The sequence below is a fragment of the Hymenobacter psoromatis genome (assembly GCF_020012125.1).
Lineage (GTDB): Bacteria > Bacteroidota > Bacteroidia > Cytophagales > Hymenobacteraceae > Hymenobacter > Hymenobacter psoromatis.
Genome location: NZ_JAIFAG010000001.1, coordinates 1062805 through 1077673 on the forward strand (window position 1 = coordinate 1062805; position 14869 = coordinate 1077673).

Annotated in this window: 11 protein-coding genes; 5 read left to right on the forward strand and 6 right to left on the reverse strand. The window is 67.2% G+C overall.

Annotated features, from left to right (window positions below; genetic code table 11):
• Window positions 1-161 precede the first annotated feature (161 nt).
• From LC531_RS04515 to LC531_RS04535, 3 genes are all read left to right on the forward strand, one after another.
• The gene (locus LC531_RS04515) at window positions 162-1070 is read left to right on the forward strand and encodes a UbiA prenyltransferase family protein (RefSeq protein WP_223649129.1); all 909 of its coding nucleotides are present in this window, start codon (window positions 162-164) and stop codon (window positions 1068-1070) included.
• Window positions 1060-3762 (forward strand): PEP/pyruvate-binding domain-containing protein, encoded by a 2703-nt coding sequence (locus tag LC531_RS22625; protein ID WP_332874850.1) that lies wholly within the window; start codon window positions 1060-1062, stop codon window positions 3760-3762. The genes LC531_RS04515 and LC531_RS22625 overlap by 11 nt, the downstream gene beginning before the upstream one ends.
• 137 nt (window positions 3763-3899) lie before the next feature.
• A complete protein-coding gene (locus tag LC531_RS04535; RefSeq protein ID WP_223649130.1) occupies window positions 3900-4970 on the forward strand; it encodes a GNAT family N-acetyltransferase in 1071 nt (356 codons plus the stop codon).
• 178 nt (window positions 4971-5148) lie between these two features.
• Here the strand turns inward: LC531_RS04535 and LC531_RS04540 are convergent, their stop codons facing one another.
• From LC531_RS04540 to LC531_RS04565, 6 genes are all read right to left on the reverse strand, one after another.
• On the reverse strand, window positions 5149-6285 hold the full coding sequence (locus LC531_RS04540; protein ID WP_223649131.1) for a phosphotransferase: 1137 nt from the start codon (window positions 6283-6285) through the stop codon (window positions 5149-5151).
• An 85-nt stretch (window positions 6286-6370) separates the two neighbouring features.
• The gene (locus LC531_RS04545) at window positions 6371-7525 is read right to left on the reverse strand and encodes a DUF3419 family protein (protein ID WP_223649132.1); all 1155 of its coding nucleotides are present in this window, start codon (window positions 7523-7525) and stop codon (window positions 6371-6373) included.
• A 68-nt stretch (window positions 7526-7593) separates the two neighbouring features.
• Window positions 7594-9084 carry an AMP-binding protein gene (locus LC531_RS04550; RefSeq protein ID WP_223649133.1) on the reverse strand — a complete coding sequence of 497 codons (1491 nt, stop codon included), beginning with the start codon at window positions 9082-9084 and terminating at the stop codon, window positions 7594-7596.
• A gap of 367 nt (window positions 9085-9451) precedes the next feature.
• Window positions 9452-9802: a hypothetical protein gene (locus LC531_RS04555; protein ID WP_223649134.1), complete on the reverse strand. Its 351-nt coding sequence runs from the start codon at window positions 9800-9802 to the stop codon at window positions 9452-9454.
• Between the two features lie 209 nt (window positions 9803-10011).
• Window positions 10012-11295: a PAS domain-containing protein gene (locus LC531_RS04560; RefSeq protein WP_223649135.1), complete on the reverse strand. Its 1284-nt coding sequence runs from the start codon at window positions 11293-11295 to the stop codon at window positions 10012-10014.
• Between the two features lie 303 nt (window positions 11296-11598).
• Window positions 11599-12882: an acyltransferase family protein gene (locus LC531_RS04565; protein ID WP_223649136.1), complete on the reverse strand. Its 1284-nt coding sequence runs from the start codon at window positions 12880-12882 to the stop codon at window positions 11599-11601.
• A gap of 78 nt (window positions 12883-12960) precedes the next feature.
• Here LC531_RS04565 and LC531_RS04570 point away from each other — a divergent pair, with 78 nt between their 5' ends.
• On the forward strand, window positions 12961-13671 hold the full coding sequence (locus LC531_RS04570; RefSeq protein WP_223649137.1) for a hypothetical protein: 711 nt from the start codon (window positions 12961-12963) through the stop codon (window positions 13669-13671).
• A 50-nt stretch (window positions 13672-13721) separates the two neighbouring features.
• The gene (locus tag LC531_RS04575) at window positions 13722-14867 is read left to right on the forward strand and encodes a sensor histidine kinase (protein ID WP_223649138.1); all 1146 of its coding nucleotides are present in this window, start codon (window positions 13722-13724) and stop codon (window positions 14865-14867) included.
• The last annotated feature ends 2 nt before the right edge of the window (window positions 14868-14869 follow it).

Genomic DNA, 14869 nt, shown 5'->3' on the forward strand with positions numbered 1-14869 from the left:
CGCCAGATGCAAGCCCGGTGGCGCGAAGCTCTAAAGTCAGTTTTAAGGGAGTTTAATTGCTTGATGAAAAGTAATTTATGCTGAAAGCTCAATCGAAACTAAAGTCCCGCGCGGGCAAAAATTTAGCTGGAAAGCTCGGTAAGCAGCCGTTACTTCGGCCCATGAAAATCCGGGATTTGGGCGCTTACCTGCGCGAGCGATTTCCGCCCGTCAACATGGCCCTGTTCGGGGTGGTGTTTCTGACGGTGCGGGCCGTGGCGGCGGCGGCGGGCGGAGTGGGTAGCCCGCCGCGGCCGGGCGGCGGGCTGCTGGCCGCGCTGGGCGCGGTGGCTACGGTGTCGTTTTTCTTCCGCCTGCGGGTGTTCGATGAGGAAAAAGACTTCGCTCAGGATATGCTTACGCACCCCGGCCGGGTGCTGCAAACCGGCCGCGTGACCCTACCCCAGCTGCGCCGCTTGGCCTGGGCCGGTGCGGCCCTGGAGCTGGGCTGGTCGCTGGTGAGTGGCCGGGCCGCGCTGCTGGCGTGGCTCGCGGCGCTGCTCTATAGCCTGCTGATGCGCGCCGAGTTTGGCGTGGGCCGCTGGCTGCGTGGGCACTTGGTACTCTACGCGCTGTCGCACATGCTCATTATGCCCTTGATTATCACGTGGCTGTACTGCGCGGGTAGCGCCGCGCCCGTCTTCGGCCGGGCCTTCGGGGCGCTGCTGCTACTGAGCTTGCTGGGTGGTTTCAGCTTTGAACTGGCGCGCAAGCTGCACGCCCCGGCCGCCGAGCGGGCGGGCGTCGATTCGTACTCGCGGGCGCTGGGCTACGGCCGGGCGCTGGCCCTCACGGTGTGCTTGCTGCTGGCCAGCGGCGCGGCGCAGGCCCTGCTGCTGCGGCTGCTGTACGCCCGCCCGGCCACCTACGCCGCGCTGGTGCTGCTGCTGGCCGCCGGCTTGGCCCTCTACGCCACGGCCGCCCGCCACCCCCGCGAGCCCCGCCTGCGCCAGGCCGAAAAAGTAGTCTCGCTGGTCATGCTGACCTCTTACCTGGCCGTGCTGGCCGAACTCTACAGCCGTGGCAACTAGCTATTTATTCATCCCGCACGGCCTGGCCGTGCCCGCCGCCGCCGCCCGCCACTACGGCGGCAAGGCCGCCGGCCTGCTGCGGCTGCGCGCGCTGCGCCTGCCGGTGCCCGAGTTCGTGGTGCTGCCCACCACGCTGTTTGAGCCGGTTCTGGCCGACTGCCCCGCTACCCCCGCCGGCCTGGCCGAGCGGCGCGCCCGCCTCGCGGCCTTCGAGCTGCCGGCCGACGCGTTAATGGCGCTGCGGCCGGTGCTGGCCGCCTGGGGGTTTCCGGGCCAGTTGGTAGCCGTGCGCTCGTCGGTGGCCGATGAGGACGGCGCGGCAGCCGCCTTTCCGGGCCTGATGGATAGCGTGCTGAGCGTCAGCACCTGGCCCGAGCTGCAAGCCGCCGTGGCGCGGGTGGCGGCCAGCGCCTATTCGGAGCGGGCGCTGGCCTACCGCCGCCGGTTGGGCCTGCCACTGGCGGCGCGGCCCGCCGTGATGGTGCAGCGCCAGGTGGCGGCGCGGGCGGCGGGCGTGCTGTTCAGCACCTTCCCCGAATACCCGCAGGAGGTGGCCATCCACGCCGTGGCCGGGCTGGGCGAGGGGCTGGTGAATGGCCAGCGCGTACCGCAGGAGTATTATTTGGATAAAGCCAGCGGGGTGCTGGTGCACACGGTTATTCCAGAAGAAGAGCCGGAAGGTGAAGACCCAGCGCTGACTGCTACTGCGTTAATAGGGTTAAATGGCGAAGGAAGTTTGTTGTCGCGCAGCCTTGGTGCTGACGCCAGTACCTCGGTTGCCTACCCCCCCGTAGCTGCTGCGCCCACCATCCCTACCCCCTTGCTCAGCCCCGATGCCCTGGCCGAGCTGCACCGCCTCAGCCAGCAGCTCGAAGCCGCGCTGGGCCAGCCGCAGGACGTAGAGTTTGCCCAGGATGCAGCGGGCCGCCTCTGGCTGGTGCAGGCCCGGCCACTCACCCAGGCGGTGCCCGAAGTGGTGGTGTATGATAATGCCAATATTCAGGAAAGCTACTGCGGCGTTACCACGCCCCTCACCTTCAGCTTCGCGCAGCGCGCCTACGCCACCGTGTACCGCCAAACGATGGTGGCGCTGGGCCTGCCCGCCGCCACCATCGCCGCCCACGAGCCCGTGATTACCAACCTACTGGCTTTGCAGCAAGGGCGCATTTATTATAACCTGAACAACTGGTACCGGGGCCTGCAACTGCTGCCCAATTTTAGCCAGAGCAAGGCCGATATGGAGCGCATGATGGGCGTGCTGGAGCCCGTCGAGTTCGTGCGCGACCAGCGCAAAACCCCGCGCCAGCGGCTGGCGCTGCTGCCCCGGCTTGCTGCCAACCTGGGCCGGCTGCTGTGGGCATTTGGGCAGCTGCCGCGCCGGGCGGCGGCCTTCGGGCAGCACGTGGAGCAGGAGTACCGGCACTTCTACCAGCAGCCGCTGGCGGCCCTACCCCCCGCCGCGCTGCTGGCCGCTATAGACCGCCTCGACAATGCCCTGCTCAACCGCTGGACGACCCCCATTATCAACGACTTCCGGGTGATGATGGCCAACGGCGCGGCCGTGCGCCGCCTGCGCCAGGCCGGCCTGCCCACCGACCCCGAGGAGTGGCTGAGCCGCTACCTCAGCGGCAGCGCGCCGACCGCCGAAGCCCCGCTGGCCAGCCTGCGCCCCGCTCTGGCCCTGCGCGAGCTGGCCGACTTGGCGCGCCGCGATTACCCGGCCCTTCTGCCCCACCTGCGCGCCCCTACCCCCCGCCTGCCCGCCCACGTGGCCCGCCTGGCCCCCGCCCTGCACCAGCAAGTGCAGCATTATATCGCCCAATACGGTGACCGCACCATCGGCGAGTTGAAGCTCGAAACAGAAACTATGCGTACCGATGAGCTGCTGGTGTACAAGTACTTGCAAAATTACCTGGCCGCGCCCGACGAAGCCGCGCCGGCCCCGCCGCCAGCCCCGGCCGGGGCGCTGGCCGCCGCCGCCGCGGCCGAGCTAACCGCCCTACTGGCCGGGCGCAGCCACCGCGCCGCCCGGCGCACCTGGGCGGCGCTGGCTACGCTGCGGCAGGCCGTGGCCCGGCGCGAGGAGCTGCGACTGGCCCGCACCCGGCTCTTCGGCATGTACCGGGCGGCCTACCGCGCCCTGGGCCAGCGCCTGGCCGAAGCCGGCACCCTGGCCGCGCCCCTCGACGTGTTTTTTCTCACCGAAACTGAAGTGCGCGCGGCCCTGGCCGGCGGTCCCGAATGGCCCGCGCTGGTGGCCGCCCGGCAGGCCGAGTTTGCCGCCCACCGCGCCGCGCCCGCCCCGCCCGGCCGGCTGCTACACCCCGCCCGCCCCGCCGCCCCCGAAACCGCGCCGCCCGCCGAGGGCCATCTGCGCGGCACCGGCTGCTACCCCGGCGAAGTGCGCGGCGAGGTCGTCGTTATCACCGACCCCGCGCTGGCTGATGTGGGGGCCGTGCGCGGCCGCATTGTGGCCGCCCTGCGCACCGACCCCGGCTGGGCGGCGCTCTTTCCGGGGTGCCGGGCGGTGCTCATCGAGCGCGGCTCGGCGCTCTCGCACTCGGTTATTCTGCTGCGCGAGTTGGGTATTCCGACTATTATCAACATTCCCGGCCTCACGCAGCGGCTCCAAACGGGGCAGGTGGTGGCGCTCGATGGCCGCACCGGCGAGGTGGCGGTGGTGGAGGGGTAGGATAATATTTGAAGCCGGTTGTCATTGCGAGCGAAGCGCGGCAATCTTTCTTAATCGCCTGCAAACGTCCCCGAGGCCTGAAGGAAAGATTGCCACGCTTCGCTCGCAATGACAAAAGGATTTAACTAAATATAATTATGCTAAATCGCTGGCAATACGCCGCCCAACTACCCAACGGCTTTTTCGAGCTGCCCCGGCAGCTCTACGCGGGCCAGCCCTACTATCCCGAAGCGGAGCACCAGGCCGAGCAGCTGTGCCGCCAGATGGCCGCTACGCACGATATCGTAGTCTACTCCGATGACTTCCGCACGGTGCGCTTGGTGGGTATTTTCCCCAAAGACGCGACGGACGACACGGCCTACTTTGGCTTTTGGGAAACGAAGGACGAAGTAGAAATCAATAAGTTAGCCTTTGACATGCTGCGGCAAGAGGCGGCGGCGCGCGGCTTTAGCCGGGTGCGGGGGCCGCTGCACTTCAGTACTTATTTTCGCTACCGGCTGCGGCTGGGCGCGGTGCCCTCGTGGGGGCAGTTCGACCGCGAGCCGGTGAACCCACCCTACTACCCCCGGCTGCTGGCCGAGGTCGGCTTTCGGCCCGCGCTCACCTTCGAGAGCCGCCGCCTGCGGGCCGCCGCCGTGCCCGCCGTGTACCGGCAGCAGGCCGCCGCGCTGGCCCAGCTGGCCGATTCGCCCTTCGAGTTTATCCCGCTGAATGCCAGTGTGTGGCAGAGCTTACGAGATGAGATTTTTGGGCTTATCCAGCAGGTTTTCGGCCAGAACCCTGCCTACCGCGCCGTGAGCCGGGCGCAGTTCGATTTGCTTTATAACGCGGAGTACGCGGCCGGGCTGTGCCCGCATTCGTCGGTGCTGTTTCGGCACCGGGCCAGCGGGCGGCTGGCGGCACTCAGCCTCTGCCAGCCCAATTATCAGCCCTTAAACCTGCCTTTCATCACAGTCCCGAATTTTGCGCAGCACTACCCGCAGCTACCCGCGCCGCGCACGCTGCTGGCCAAAACCGTGGGCGTGCACCCCGATTTTCGGGGCCAGGGCTTGCAGGCGCAACTGGCCGCCTACGCCATGCGCAGCTTCCTGGCGCACTACGACGACGTTATTTTCTGCCTCATGCGGGCCGATAATCTTTCCCTGCGCTTCACCGATGGCCTGCCCGTCGAAACGGCGCACTACGCGCTGTTTGAGCAGGACGTTTAGCACTTGGTTCAGGTAATTTTATGGCCAATCGGGCGGCTGGAAAGTAGCGCGAACTTTCCAGTTCGTGCGCGAGCAAAGCGAGCAGCCGGGGCCGCGCGGCGCGAACGAGGTTGCTCGCTTCGCTCGCGCGCGAACTGGAAAGTTCGCGCTACTTGGCTGACGTTGCGTAAGTCTCGATTCACGCTGCCAACCCATCAAAATAGCTATCGATAACCCCCGGTAAAAAGGGGTAGGGGCTGAGCGAATGCGCCATGCCGTAGAGCCCCAGCCGGTGCAGGCCAAATTCCAGGGCCGCCAGCCGGTAGCCTTCGGCGAAGGCGGCGCGGTCGGCAAACTGGCCAGTCAGCGCGTCCAGCTCCTGGCGGTAAAGCTCCAGGTAGGCGGCGCGCTGCTGGTAGCGGGCGGGCCGCAGCACGAAGCTCAGCAGCTCCACCACGTCGTACTGGGGCAGGTGCCAGGTGGCCAGCTCCCAGTCGTAGGCCACGAAGCGCAACGCGCCGTCGGGCCGCCGCTCGAAGCAGGTGTTGCGCGGGTTCAGGTCGTTGTGAATGAGCGTTTTGGGAAGCTGCTGCACGGTGGCCCAATCGGTGGCGGCCGTGCCCAGCAGCCCGCGCAGCTGCCGCACCCGCGCCGGGGGGTAGAGCGTCGGCAGCCGCGTCGCGGCATTCGCCAGCAGCGCTTCCCAGAGGGGCAGCAGCTCGGGCCACGGCGCGGGGCCGGCGGGCGGCGCGGCCGCGGCGGGCACCAGGTGCCGGGCGTGCCAGGCGGCGAGCTGGCGCAGGGCGGCGCGTAGGTGGGCATCGGTCCAGCGGTCGGGACGCGGGGCCGAATTCAGCAGCTCGTGCTGGCTGAGGTCTTCGAGCAGCAGCAGGTAGCGCGCGGCGGGCTCGTCGGCGTGGGTGGCCCACACGGTGGGCAGCAGTGGCGCGGGGGCCGCGCCGGGGGCGGGCGGCGCGTACACGGCCAGCTCACGCCAGTGCGTATCGGCGAAGCCGGTGCGCAGCTCAAAGGTTGGATACACTTCGGCCAGCTCGCCGCCGCAGGCCTGGGCCAGGCCCGTGAGCATCTGGCAGATGGCCCGGCCCGGCGGCTTGGCCTTGAGCACCAGCCGCTCGGTGCGCCAGCCGGTGCCGGCCGTGCGCAGCTCCGCATCGAGCCCAAAAAGCCCCACCGGCTGGGCCGTGCGCCCCGCCGTGAGGTTGGCCAGAATGCTGGCCGAGCTGTCGAGCGCGCGCGGGCGCACGGCCCGCACCTCGGCGGCCTGGGCGGGGGCGTGTTGGCGCAGTAGCTTTTGGGTGAAGGCGGGCGTAAGCATAGGGGTAGGGAATTGAGAATTTAGAGTTAAGGCAAAACCGTTTGTCATTGCTTCGCTGTGCTCGCAATGACAGGCGATTCTAGCGCTAGGCAAACTCCCCAGCCAAGGCACTTCGCTGCCCAATTTCACTCTCCTCCCCAACCGGCGCGGGGTAGTCCAGCACCCGCACGCCGCCAAAATAGAAGCAGGCATCGCGCGTGCTGAGGTGGGCTGAGGTGGCGGCCAGCAGCGGCACAGCGGCCGTGTGCAAGGGAGCCTGGGCTTGCAGCAGGTTCCAGAACACGGCGCGCAGGGGCCGGGCCGGGGCCGGGCGGGCCGCCAGCGCCGCGCTCACCCGCGCAAACTCGGCGGGGCTCACGTATTCAAAAATATTGGATAAGCTTGCCTTACTCACGCTTTGCCCCGCCGCCGACAGCAGAAACTCCGTGGCCTCGCCCGTGCGCAGCCGCAGCCGGGGCAGGCGGGCGCGCAGGGTGGCGTGGCGGGCCGCCTGGTAGCAGGGGGGTAGGAGGTATTCGGGCAGGCCCTCGGGGCCGAAGAAAAAGAAACGCAGGAAGAAATTATCACGGGCCAATTGCCGGCCCAGGTGGTGCCGCAGCCGCTCGTAGAAGGTGGCCCCGCCCGCGTCGGCGGCGTAGCGAAACAGGCGCGGGTCGCGCCCCCGGCTCAAATTAGCCGCGTCGAAATAAGCAATAAATGCTCGCCGAAACGCCGGCTGGTCCAGCTCACCCGCGAAGTATGCCTGCTGCTGCCGAATTGATTCACAGGCCAGTAGGCCGCGCAGGCGGTGCTGCCACTCGGCCGGCAGGCTGGGCACGAAGCTTGTGACGTAGCCTTCGAGCTGCCCGGCCAGCAGCAGGCCGCGCGGGTGCTGGCGCAGGCACTCGGCCAGCGTTGCGGCCTCGGCGGGGGGTAGGGTAGTTTGCAGCGCCGCCCCAGAGACGGCCACGGTGGCTGGTCCATCCAGGCCCAGCAGGCCGCGCAGTACGGCCGGCGGGTGGTGGGCAATGGCGTGCAGCTTGAGGCGCAGCAGGTGGTTTTGCACCGGGTTCAGGTCGATGGCCGTGACGCGCGCCGGGCCGGCTAGCAGCGCATTAAGCGCGTTGCAGCCCGCCGAGGTGATGATGAGCGCGTGGTCGTCGGGCTGCAAATCGAGGGCCGCGTACAGTGTCGCGGTGCCTTCCCACACCAGGCCGTAGCGCAGGCGGTCGAGCGGAATCTGGGCAAATTCGGAGTGCATAGCGGGGGAGGGAAATGGTGGGGAGGTAAGTCTGATGCAAATCGGTTACAATGACAAATGATTAAAAATCAACCCAGTAAATCGTAGCGAATCTTAGAAAAATGCCGGCCATCTACTGGTAGCCTGGGGCGGTAGCGCACCGGCCCCAGCAGACCCTCGCCAAAGGCCGCGGCCACGGCGGCGCGCACATCGGCAACTGGCCGGCTACCCACCACGAATAGCTCGAATTGCCCGCCGCCGGCCAGCGTGCGGGCCGCCACCTGGTCCACGCCCGGCAGCTGGCGCAGGTAGTGCTCCAGCTGGTAGTGGCCCACGCCGCGCACCAGGCCGGCCGCCCCGCGCCGCCCTACCAGCCACAGCTGGCCCGCCGTGTCGAAGTAGCCGTGGTCGCCGGTGGTCAGGTATTCGGGCGCACCAGCGGGCCGGGCCACGTGGGGGCCGGCCACCAGAATTTCGCCCGCCACGGTGGGCGCGGGGGCCGGCCCGCCCACTGGTGGGGGGGTAAGGGCGGGGGGCAGCCACACCGGCGCGGGCTGCCCCAACCGCACGCGCAGACCCGCCACGAGCGGCCCCACGCAGTAGCCCCGGCGCGGGTCGAGGGCCGCGCCGGCCACGCTCCGCACCGCGATGGGCTCGGCCTCGGAAGCTCCGTAGATGACGTGCAGCGTGGCCCCCGGAAACCAGGGCCGCAGGGCGGCCAGCAGCTGCTCGGGCACCGGCGAGCCGCCCACGCCCAGCGCCCGCACCGCTGGGAAAGTAGCCGGCTGCCGGCGTAATTCTTCCAGCAAAGTATTGAAATAAAAGACGTTGCCGGTAAGCGTTTGCACCTGCTCGGCGGCCAGCTGGGCCAGCACGCGGCCGGGAACCAGCCGTGCCAGGCCGCCTGCCAGGTCGGGTACCACGCTGAGTGCGCCCACCGCCAAGTTGTGCAAAATAACGTTGGAAAACAGCGGAAAATCGCGCTGCCCTGCCCACGGTGGAAACTGCCGCCGCAACGCCTCGTGCTGCTGCTGCAACACCGCGTGGCTGCGCCGCACCGCCGTGGGCCGCCCCGAAGCCGACCCCGAGCTATGCGATACCAGCGCCGGCTGGCCCAGCGGCACCGGCCGCAGCAAGGGGGTAGGGACAGAAAATTCGCCTGCGGTGGGCGTGGCAGCCACGCAGCGGTAGCCCAGCAGGCGGCCCGGCCCGGCCAGCCAGCGCCGGGCACCCGGCGTAGTGGCCACGTGCCCGATGCGCTCGGTGCGCAGCAGCGCCAGCAACTGGCGAGCGGTGGCCCCGGCGGGGGGTAGCACCGGCACCGCGCCCAGGCCCAATACTGCCAGCAGGGCCGCCACTAGCTCGGGGCTGCCGGGCTGGGCCAGCAGCACGGGCGCGCCGGGGGGTAGGGGGCCGGCGCGCTCCAGGGCCAGCTGCCAGGCGTGCACCCGGCCCAGCAGCTCGGCCCCGCTCAGGGTGGTGGCCGAGGCACCAGGGCGCGGGTCGGGCCAGCGCAGCACCGGGCGCGCCGGGTGGGCCAGCAGGCTCGAAAACAGGCGCTCGGCGAAGTTGGGGTGCATGGCGAGGGGCTACCAAACCCGGCCGCGACCGGCGCGGTGGGGAGGTAGCCCAAAGGTGCGCGCCTGCCTTACCGGAAAGCTAGTCGATAGTTGTCCGCCTCAGACTTTACAAGGCGCTACCCCGCCTACCCTGGGCCATGTGAACAAGGCGGGCCGAGTAATTCATGTCTTTTTATTAAAAATCTATTAATAAATGACTTATCCTAAAAAATACCCTGTTCTCAGTCAATTTAGGCTACCGCCATAAGCCGCAAAGAGACACCGCTGAATCAGACTTTAGAAATACCTTAAAGCTGACCAAAAAATGAAGATAAACCGCAGCTGGCTCGCTGAAATCCCGCCTACCCCCCTTCCTAAACTAAGCGGCCTAGCTCGCGCGCTCCACGGCGGTGAGCAGCTGGTCGATATCGGCGGCCAGGCGCTCGATTTTTTCCAGGCCGGTGCGAGCCTGCTCCAGCTCGCCGCGCTGGTACTGGCGCACCAGCGCCTGGCTCACCTCCAGCATCTGGCGGATGAGGCGCTCGATGCCCGCGATTTCGGGCCGGTGGCCGTACTGGGGCCGCAGCACCGCATTCAGCCACTGGCCCAGGGGGTTGGCCTGCATGGTAAACAGGCTGGGCTCGGCCTCCCGCACGCCGTAGAGCACCGAGCGCAAGCGCGACTTAAACAGCACCTGCTTCACGCGGGCCTGCTGAAAGTCGAGGGCGGTAAGCTCCATAAATGGCGGGAAGAAGGAAGGATAAGTGCTAAAAGTATAGAATCCAGGTAGCACTAAGTTTATGTAGCTGAAGTAGCTAAGCTGCTTCAGCTACGAGAAAAGCGGCCTCGCGCACCGGTGCCGAAGGTAAAGCCAGGCCGCGGCGGGCTATCTACCCCGCGGCTCTGGCGGCGGCCCCTAAAAACCAGCTTATCGGCCAAAGGTTGCCGCTACTCCAGCAATTTGTGCGCCCGTACCTGTTCCGTCACGTCGAAGGCAAAAACCAGGATGCCGGCGGCCTGGCCCTGCTCGCTGAAGCGCTGGTAGGTGAAGGTGAAGTACGCCGGGCGCGCGGCGGCGTCCGGCCCCGCGGGCAGCTCCACCGGCTGCTCGCTGGCAGTGTAGGTTTCGCCCGAAGTATACACCTGGTCGAGCAGCTGTCCGAAGCCTTGGGCGGCTATTTCGGGCAGCGCTTCGGCGAGTGAGCGGCCCAGCAGCTGGCGGCCGAAGTAGAGCGCCTGGCAGGCGGCGTTCACGAACTCGAAGCGGTGCTCGGCCCCGCGCAGAATGCAGATGGGAGCCGGGGCCTGCATAAACAAGCCTTGGTAGGTAATGCGCTGACTTTCTGCTAATTGGTAACTCTGGTAGGCTTGCTCCGAGAGCACGGCCTGCTGCTCGTTGGCCTCCAGAATTTCCTGCACCAGCAGCTTCTGGTCGTGGATGTCGGTGGCCCCGCCCACCCACAGGCTTATTTGGCCGTCGGCGTCGCGGCGGGGGTGCGCGCGCGACAGTATCCAGCGGTACTGGCCGTCGTGGCGGCGCAGGCGGTACTCGACCTGGTAAGGCGTACCCGCCACCACGGCCTGCGCCCACTGGGTGCGCACGCGCTCGCGGTCGTCGGGGTGCAGGTCGGCCAGCCACTGCTCGCCCTGCTCGTCGGCCAGCGCCTTGCCCGTGTACTCCAGCCAGCGCGGGTTGAAGTAATCGCGCTGGCCCGCGGCGGTAGCGGTCCAGACGAATACGGGTAAGCTACTAAGCATAAACTGGGTGCGCTCCTGCTCATCGGCCAGCTTGCGCTGCGTTTCGGCGGCGGCCAGGGCGGTGCGCCGCTGCTCAGTCACGTTCTGGGTGCGCTGCAAGATGTAGCGCAGCTGGCCATCGGTCCCCAGCACGGGGTAGTGCGTGGCCTGCCAGTAAAACTCTTCCAAGCCCCCGCCCTGCTCAGCGGGACGCGCCAGGTCGTAGCGAATGAGTGGCATGGTGTGCGGCTCCAGGTAGCGCCGCACGTGCGCGTGCGACTCCCGAATCTGGGCCGCCCCGCTCTCGCTGCTGGCTGGGTAAGCCTCAAAAAACGGCTTGCCCACGGCCTCCTCCCGGCTCTTGAGCGACACGGCCACGTGGCTGTCGGTATTATCCAGAATAGTCGCCTCCTCGTTGGGCGCGATGAGCAGAAAATTCTCGGGTAGCGCGCGAAAAACCTGTTGATAATCGAGGGCAGGGGTAGGGGTAAGCATAAGGAAAAACCGTGGGCGAGGCAAAAATAAGCGCGAGCGCTGGCTAAACGGCTGGCTCCGCCCGCGGTTGCACCGTTTCGCCCAACCCGCCCGGCCAACGGCTCAGCGGCGGCTTTTGCAGTCTCGGGGTCTTATACTTGCCTATCCCTGGCCCTCTGCAAACTTCACGCCTTGCCACCTTGCTCAGTTTCGGCCTGGCCTTGGCTTTGGCCCAAGCGCCTACCCCCTGATTTTGGCTCAAGCCCCCATTTCAGCCGCTAACCGCCTGCGCGACACAGTGCTCAATACCTCTACGGCTCCTGGCTAGGCCAGCTTCCTTTTCAACCACCTGCGCACGGGCTCGTCGTAAAATCTGAGGCTGACGTAGGCGAGCCCGACGGCGGCCCCGAACGTGAGCACGGCCACCGGCCAGCCCTGCTGCCCAGATACGTTATGGGCGCTCACCCAGCCCGTGTAAATGTAGATGAGCGGGTAGTGCGTGATGTAGAGGGGGTAGGAAATATCGCCAAAAAACTTGCTCAGCCGCACGCCCCCGGCGCTGGCCAGGTGCCCGCTGGCCCCGAGCCACACCACCAGCGGGAAGAGGAAGATGATGCTGAGCGAGTCGTACAAGCCATTGGCCCACAGGTGCGTGGCCCCACCCACGCGCGGCCAGGCCAACACCAGCACGAGCAGCAGGCTGCACCAGCCAAAGGCATTTTTGACGTGGCCCAGCACCGCCACGCGCGACAGCAGCAGCCCCGCGAAAAACGGGTACAGCATCCGCGTGAAGCCAATGCGCAGCTGCGGCCCAGTGAGCGACCAGCCGCCGATAACGTCGCCATTGGGGCTGGTTACGGCCAGGTGCACGAGGGCCGCTCCCGCCAGCAGCACCAGCCCCGCCAGCGCCACCTTGGGCAGCTTGCGCACGCCGAGCGCGTACAGCACGTTGGCGATATACTCGAAAAACAGCGACCAGCCCGGCCCGTCGAGCGGGTGCATCTCCTGCCAGCCCCGAATGTCGAGCGACACCGGCACCGGTAGCAGCGTGCACCCGATGAGCATGACCAGCAGCACTTTCCAGGCCGGCACTTCGGCAATGCCCGGCCACAGCGGCCCCGCCTGGAAGTAGAAGCCCAGGGCCCCGATAACCATGCCCAGCACCACCATCGGCTGGAGCCGGATGAGCCGGGCCCGGAAAAAGCCCTTTAGCGTGAGGCGGCCCCAGCGGTCGTCATAAGCATAGCCGATGACGAAGCCGGAGAGCAGAAAGAAGAAATCGACCGCCAGGTAGCCGTGGTTGATAACCTGGTCGAGGTGGCTGGTGGCGTGCGCCTCGCACAGGTGAAACGCCACCACCAGTAGCGCGGCCACGCCCCGCAGGCCATCCAGAATGGCATAGTGCGGCTTGGGGCCTAAAGTAGGGGGGTAGGGCTCGGAAAGCAGCTGGGCCTGCATGAGGTAGGGCGAAAAAGGATGGGGCTGCCTGGCGGGCGTGGAAAGCCAGGCTGGCCGGACAAAAATATAGTTCAGGCCACCACCGGCCGCGCCAAATGGCTCCTCCGGCTTTGCGGACGCTTCGGAATCGGTTTCAGGCACTTCGGCCACTGGTGTTTTAGGGGGCGCGGGGCCGCCGCCACCTTTGACGCATTCTCCTTCACCAACCACCTTTCCCCTTTCTGAGTCATGAAAAAGTCGTTGCTTACCCTCGCCTTCGCCGCCGGTAGCCTGGCCGCCCTGGCCCAAACCACGCCCGCCGCTGCCCCGGCTTCGTCCACCCCGGCCGTCGCCGCGGCCCCTACCCCCGCCGGCTACGCCGAGCAGCTGAGCACGGCCATCACGCAGGTGATGAGCACCAACGATGCGGCGACCCTGACCAGCCTGTGCGCCAAGCTGGAACGCCTGGCCGCCGCCGTGCCCACCGACTGGCTGCCGCGCTATTACCAAGCCTACGCGCTGCTGATGCAGGCGCGGGGGGGCAAGGATGCCCAGCCGGATGCCCTGCTCGACCGCGCCGAGGCCGCACTCAAGCAGGCCCGCCAGCTGAACGGCGACGAGTCGGAGCTGCTGGCTTTGCAGGCATCCATTTACCAGGGCCGGCTGACGATTGACCCCATGCAGCGGGCCCAGGAATATTCGCCGCTGGTGATGGAAACCACTGCGCTGGCCGAAAGCCTCAACCCCGCCAACCCGCGCCCCTACCTCATCGAAGCCAACCAGCTCTACTACACGCCCGAAATGTACGGGGGCGGCACCGGCAAAGCCCGGCCGCTTTACGAAGCGGCGAAAGCCAAATTCGCGGCCTTCCATCCGGCCGGCCCGCTGGCCCCCAACTGGGGCGAAAGCTACCTGCTGACCCGGTTGAAAAGCTACGGCCCCGCCACGGCGGCCAAGTAAGAAGCCCCGAAGCTGCCCCGCCCTTCTCTGTACTTTTACCCGCCTCTCCCATGCCCGCCACGCTTTCGCCACCCGCCGTGCTTTCTCCTACCCCCGCCGCTGCTTGCGAGCACCCCGACCGCTACCGCCGGGGAGCCCTGGTGCCGGGCGGCAGCTCGCAGGTGCGGCTGCTGCTGCGGCAGGTGCGCTGGATAGTGCCGCTGTGCCTGCTCTTTGGCCTCACCACCGAGCCCCGGCCCTGGCGGCACCCCGCCGACTATGCCATTTCGTGCGCTTACTCGCTGGCGTATTTTGTGGGCTTGTGGCTGGCCAATGGCCTCGCGGCCGATGTGCTGAACCGCTACGTGAGCTGGGGCGAGCGGCCCGTGCGCCGGCTGCTGCTCACGCTGGCGTTGTCGCTACTAGCCTCGCTGCTCATGACGGTGGCTATCACGGAGGGCTTCTCGGTGTTGCTCTGGCACCAGCCGCTGGGCTATGCCGTGCGCCAGAACGTGGCGGGGCAGTTGGTTTTGCCCCTGGTTATCACGGTCTTTATCTCACTTTTTCTGCATTCGCGCTCGTTTTTGCTGGCCTGGCGTGAGGCCACCGTGCGGGCCGAACGCCTGGAAAAAGAATCGGCCGTAGCTCGGCTCGACTCCTTGCGCCGGCAGGTAGACCCGCACTTTCTTTTCAACTCGCTGAACGCCCTTACCAGCTTGGTAGAAGAAAACGACCCGGCCCGCGCCGTGCGCTTCATCCGCCAGCTCAGCAGCGTGTACCGCTACGTGCTCGACAGCCAGAGCCAGGAGCTGGTGCCGCTGGCGGAAGAACTGCAATTTGCCGAGGCCTACGTTTTCCTCCAAAAAACCCGTCTCGACGAAGCGCTGCAAGTCGAATTCACTCCTTCACCCCTTCACCCAGCTACCCAGTCACTCTACCTGCCGCCGCTGGCCTTGCAGCTACTGCTCGAAAATGCCCTCAAGCACAACACTGCCTACCAGACCGACCCGCTGCGCCTGCGCGTGACCGTGGATGCCGCCGCCGCGACCCTCACCGTGCGCAACACCCTGCGGCCCCGCCGCCTACCCGCCAATGAAGCTTCGGGCCGCGGCCTGGCCAACCTGCGCGCGCGCTACGGCTTCCTCACCAGCCGGCCGGTGGTGGCCGGGCCGGTGGGCGAGGAGTTCGTGGTTACTTTGCCGCTGCTGGCGTTGTAGGC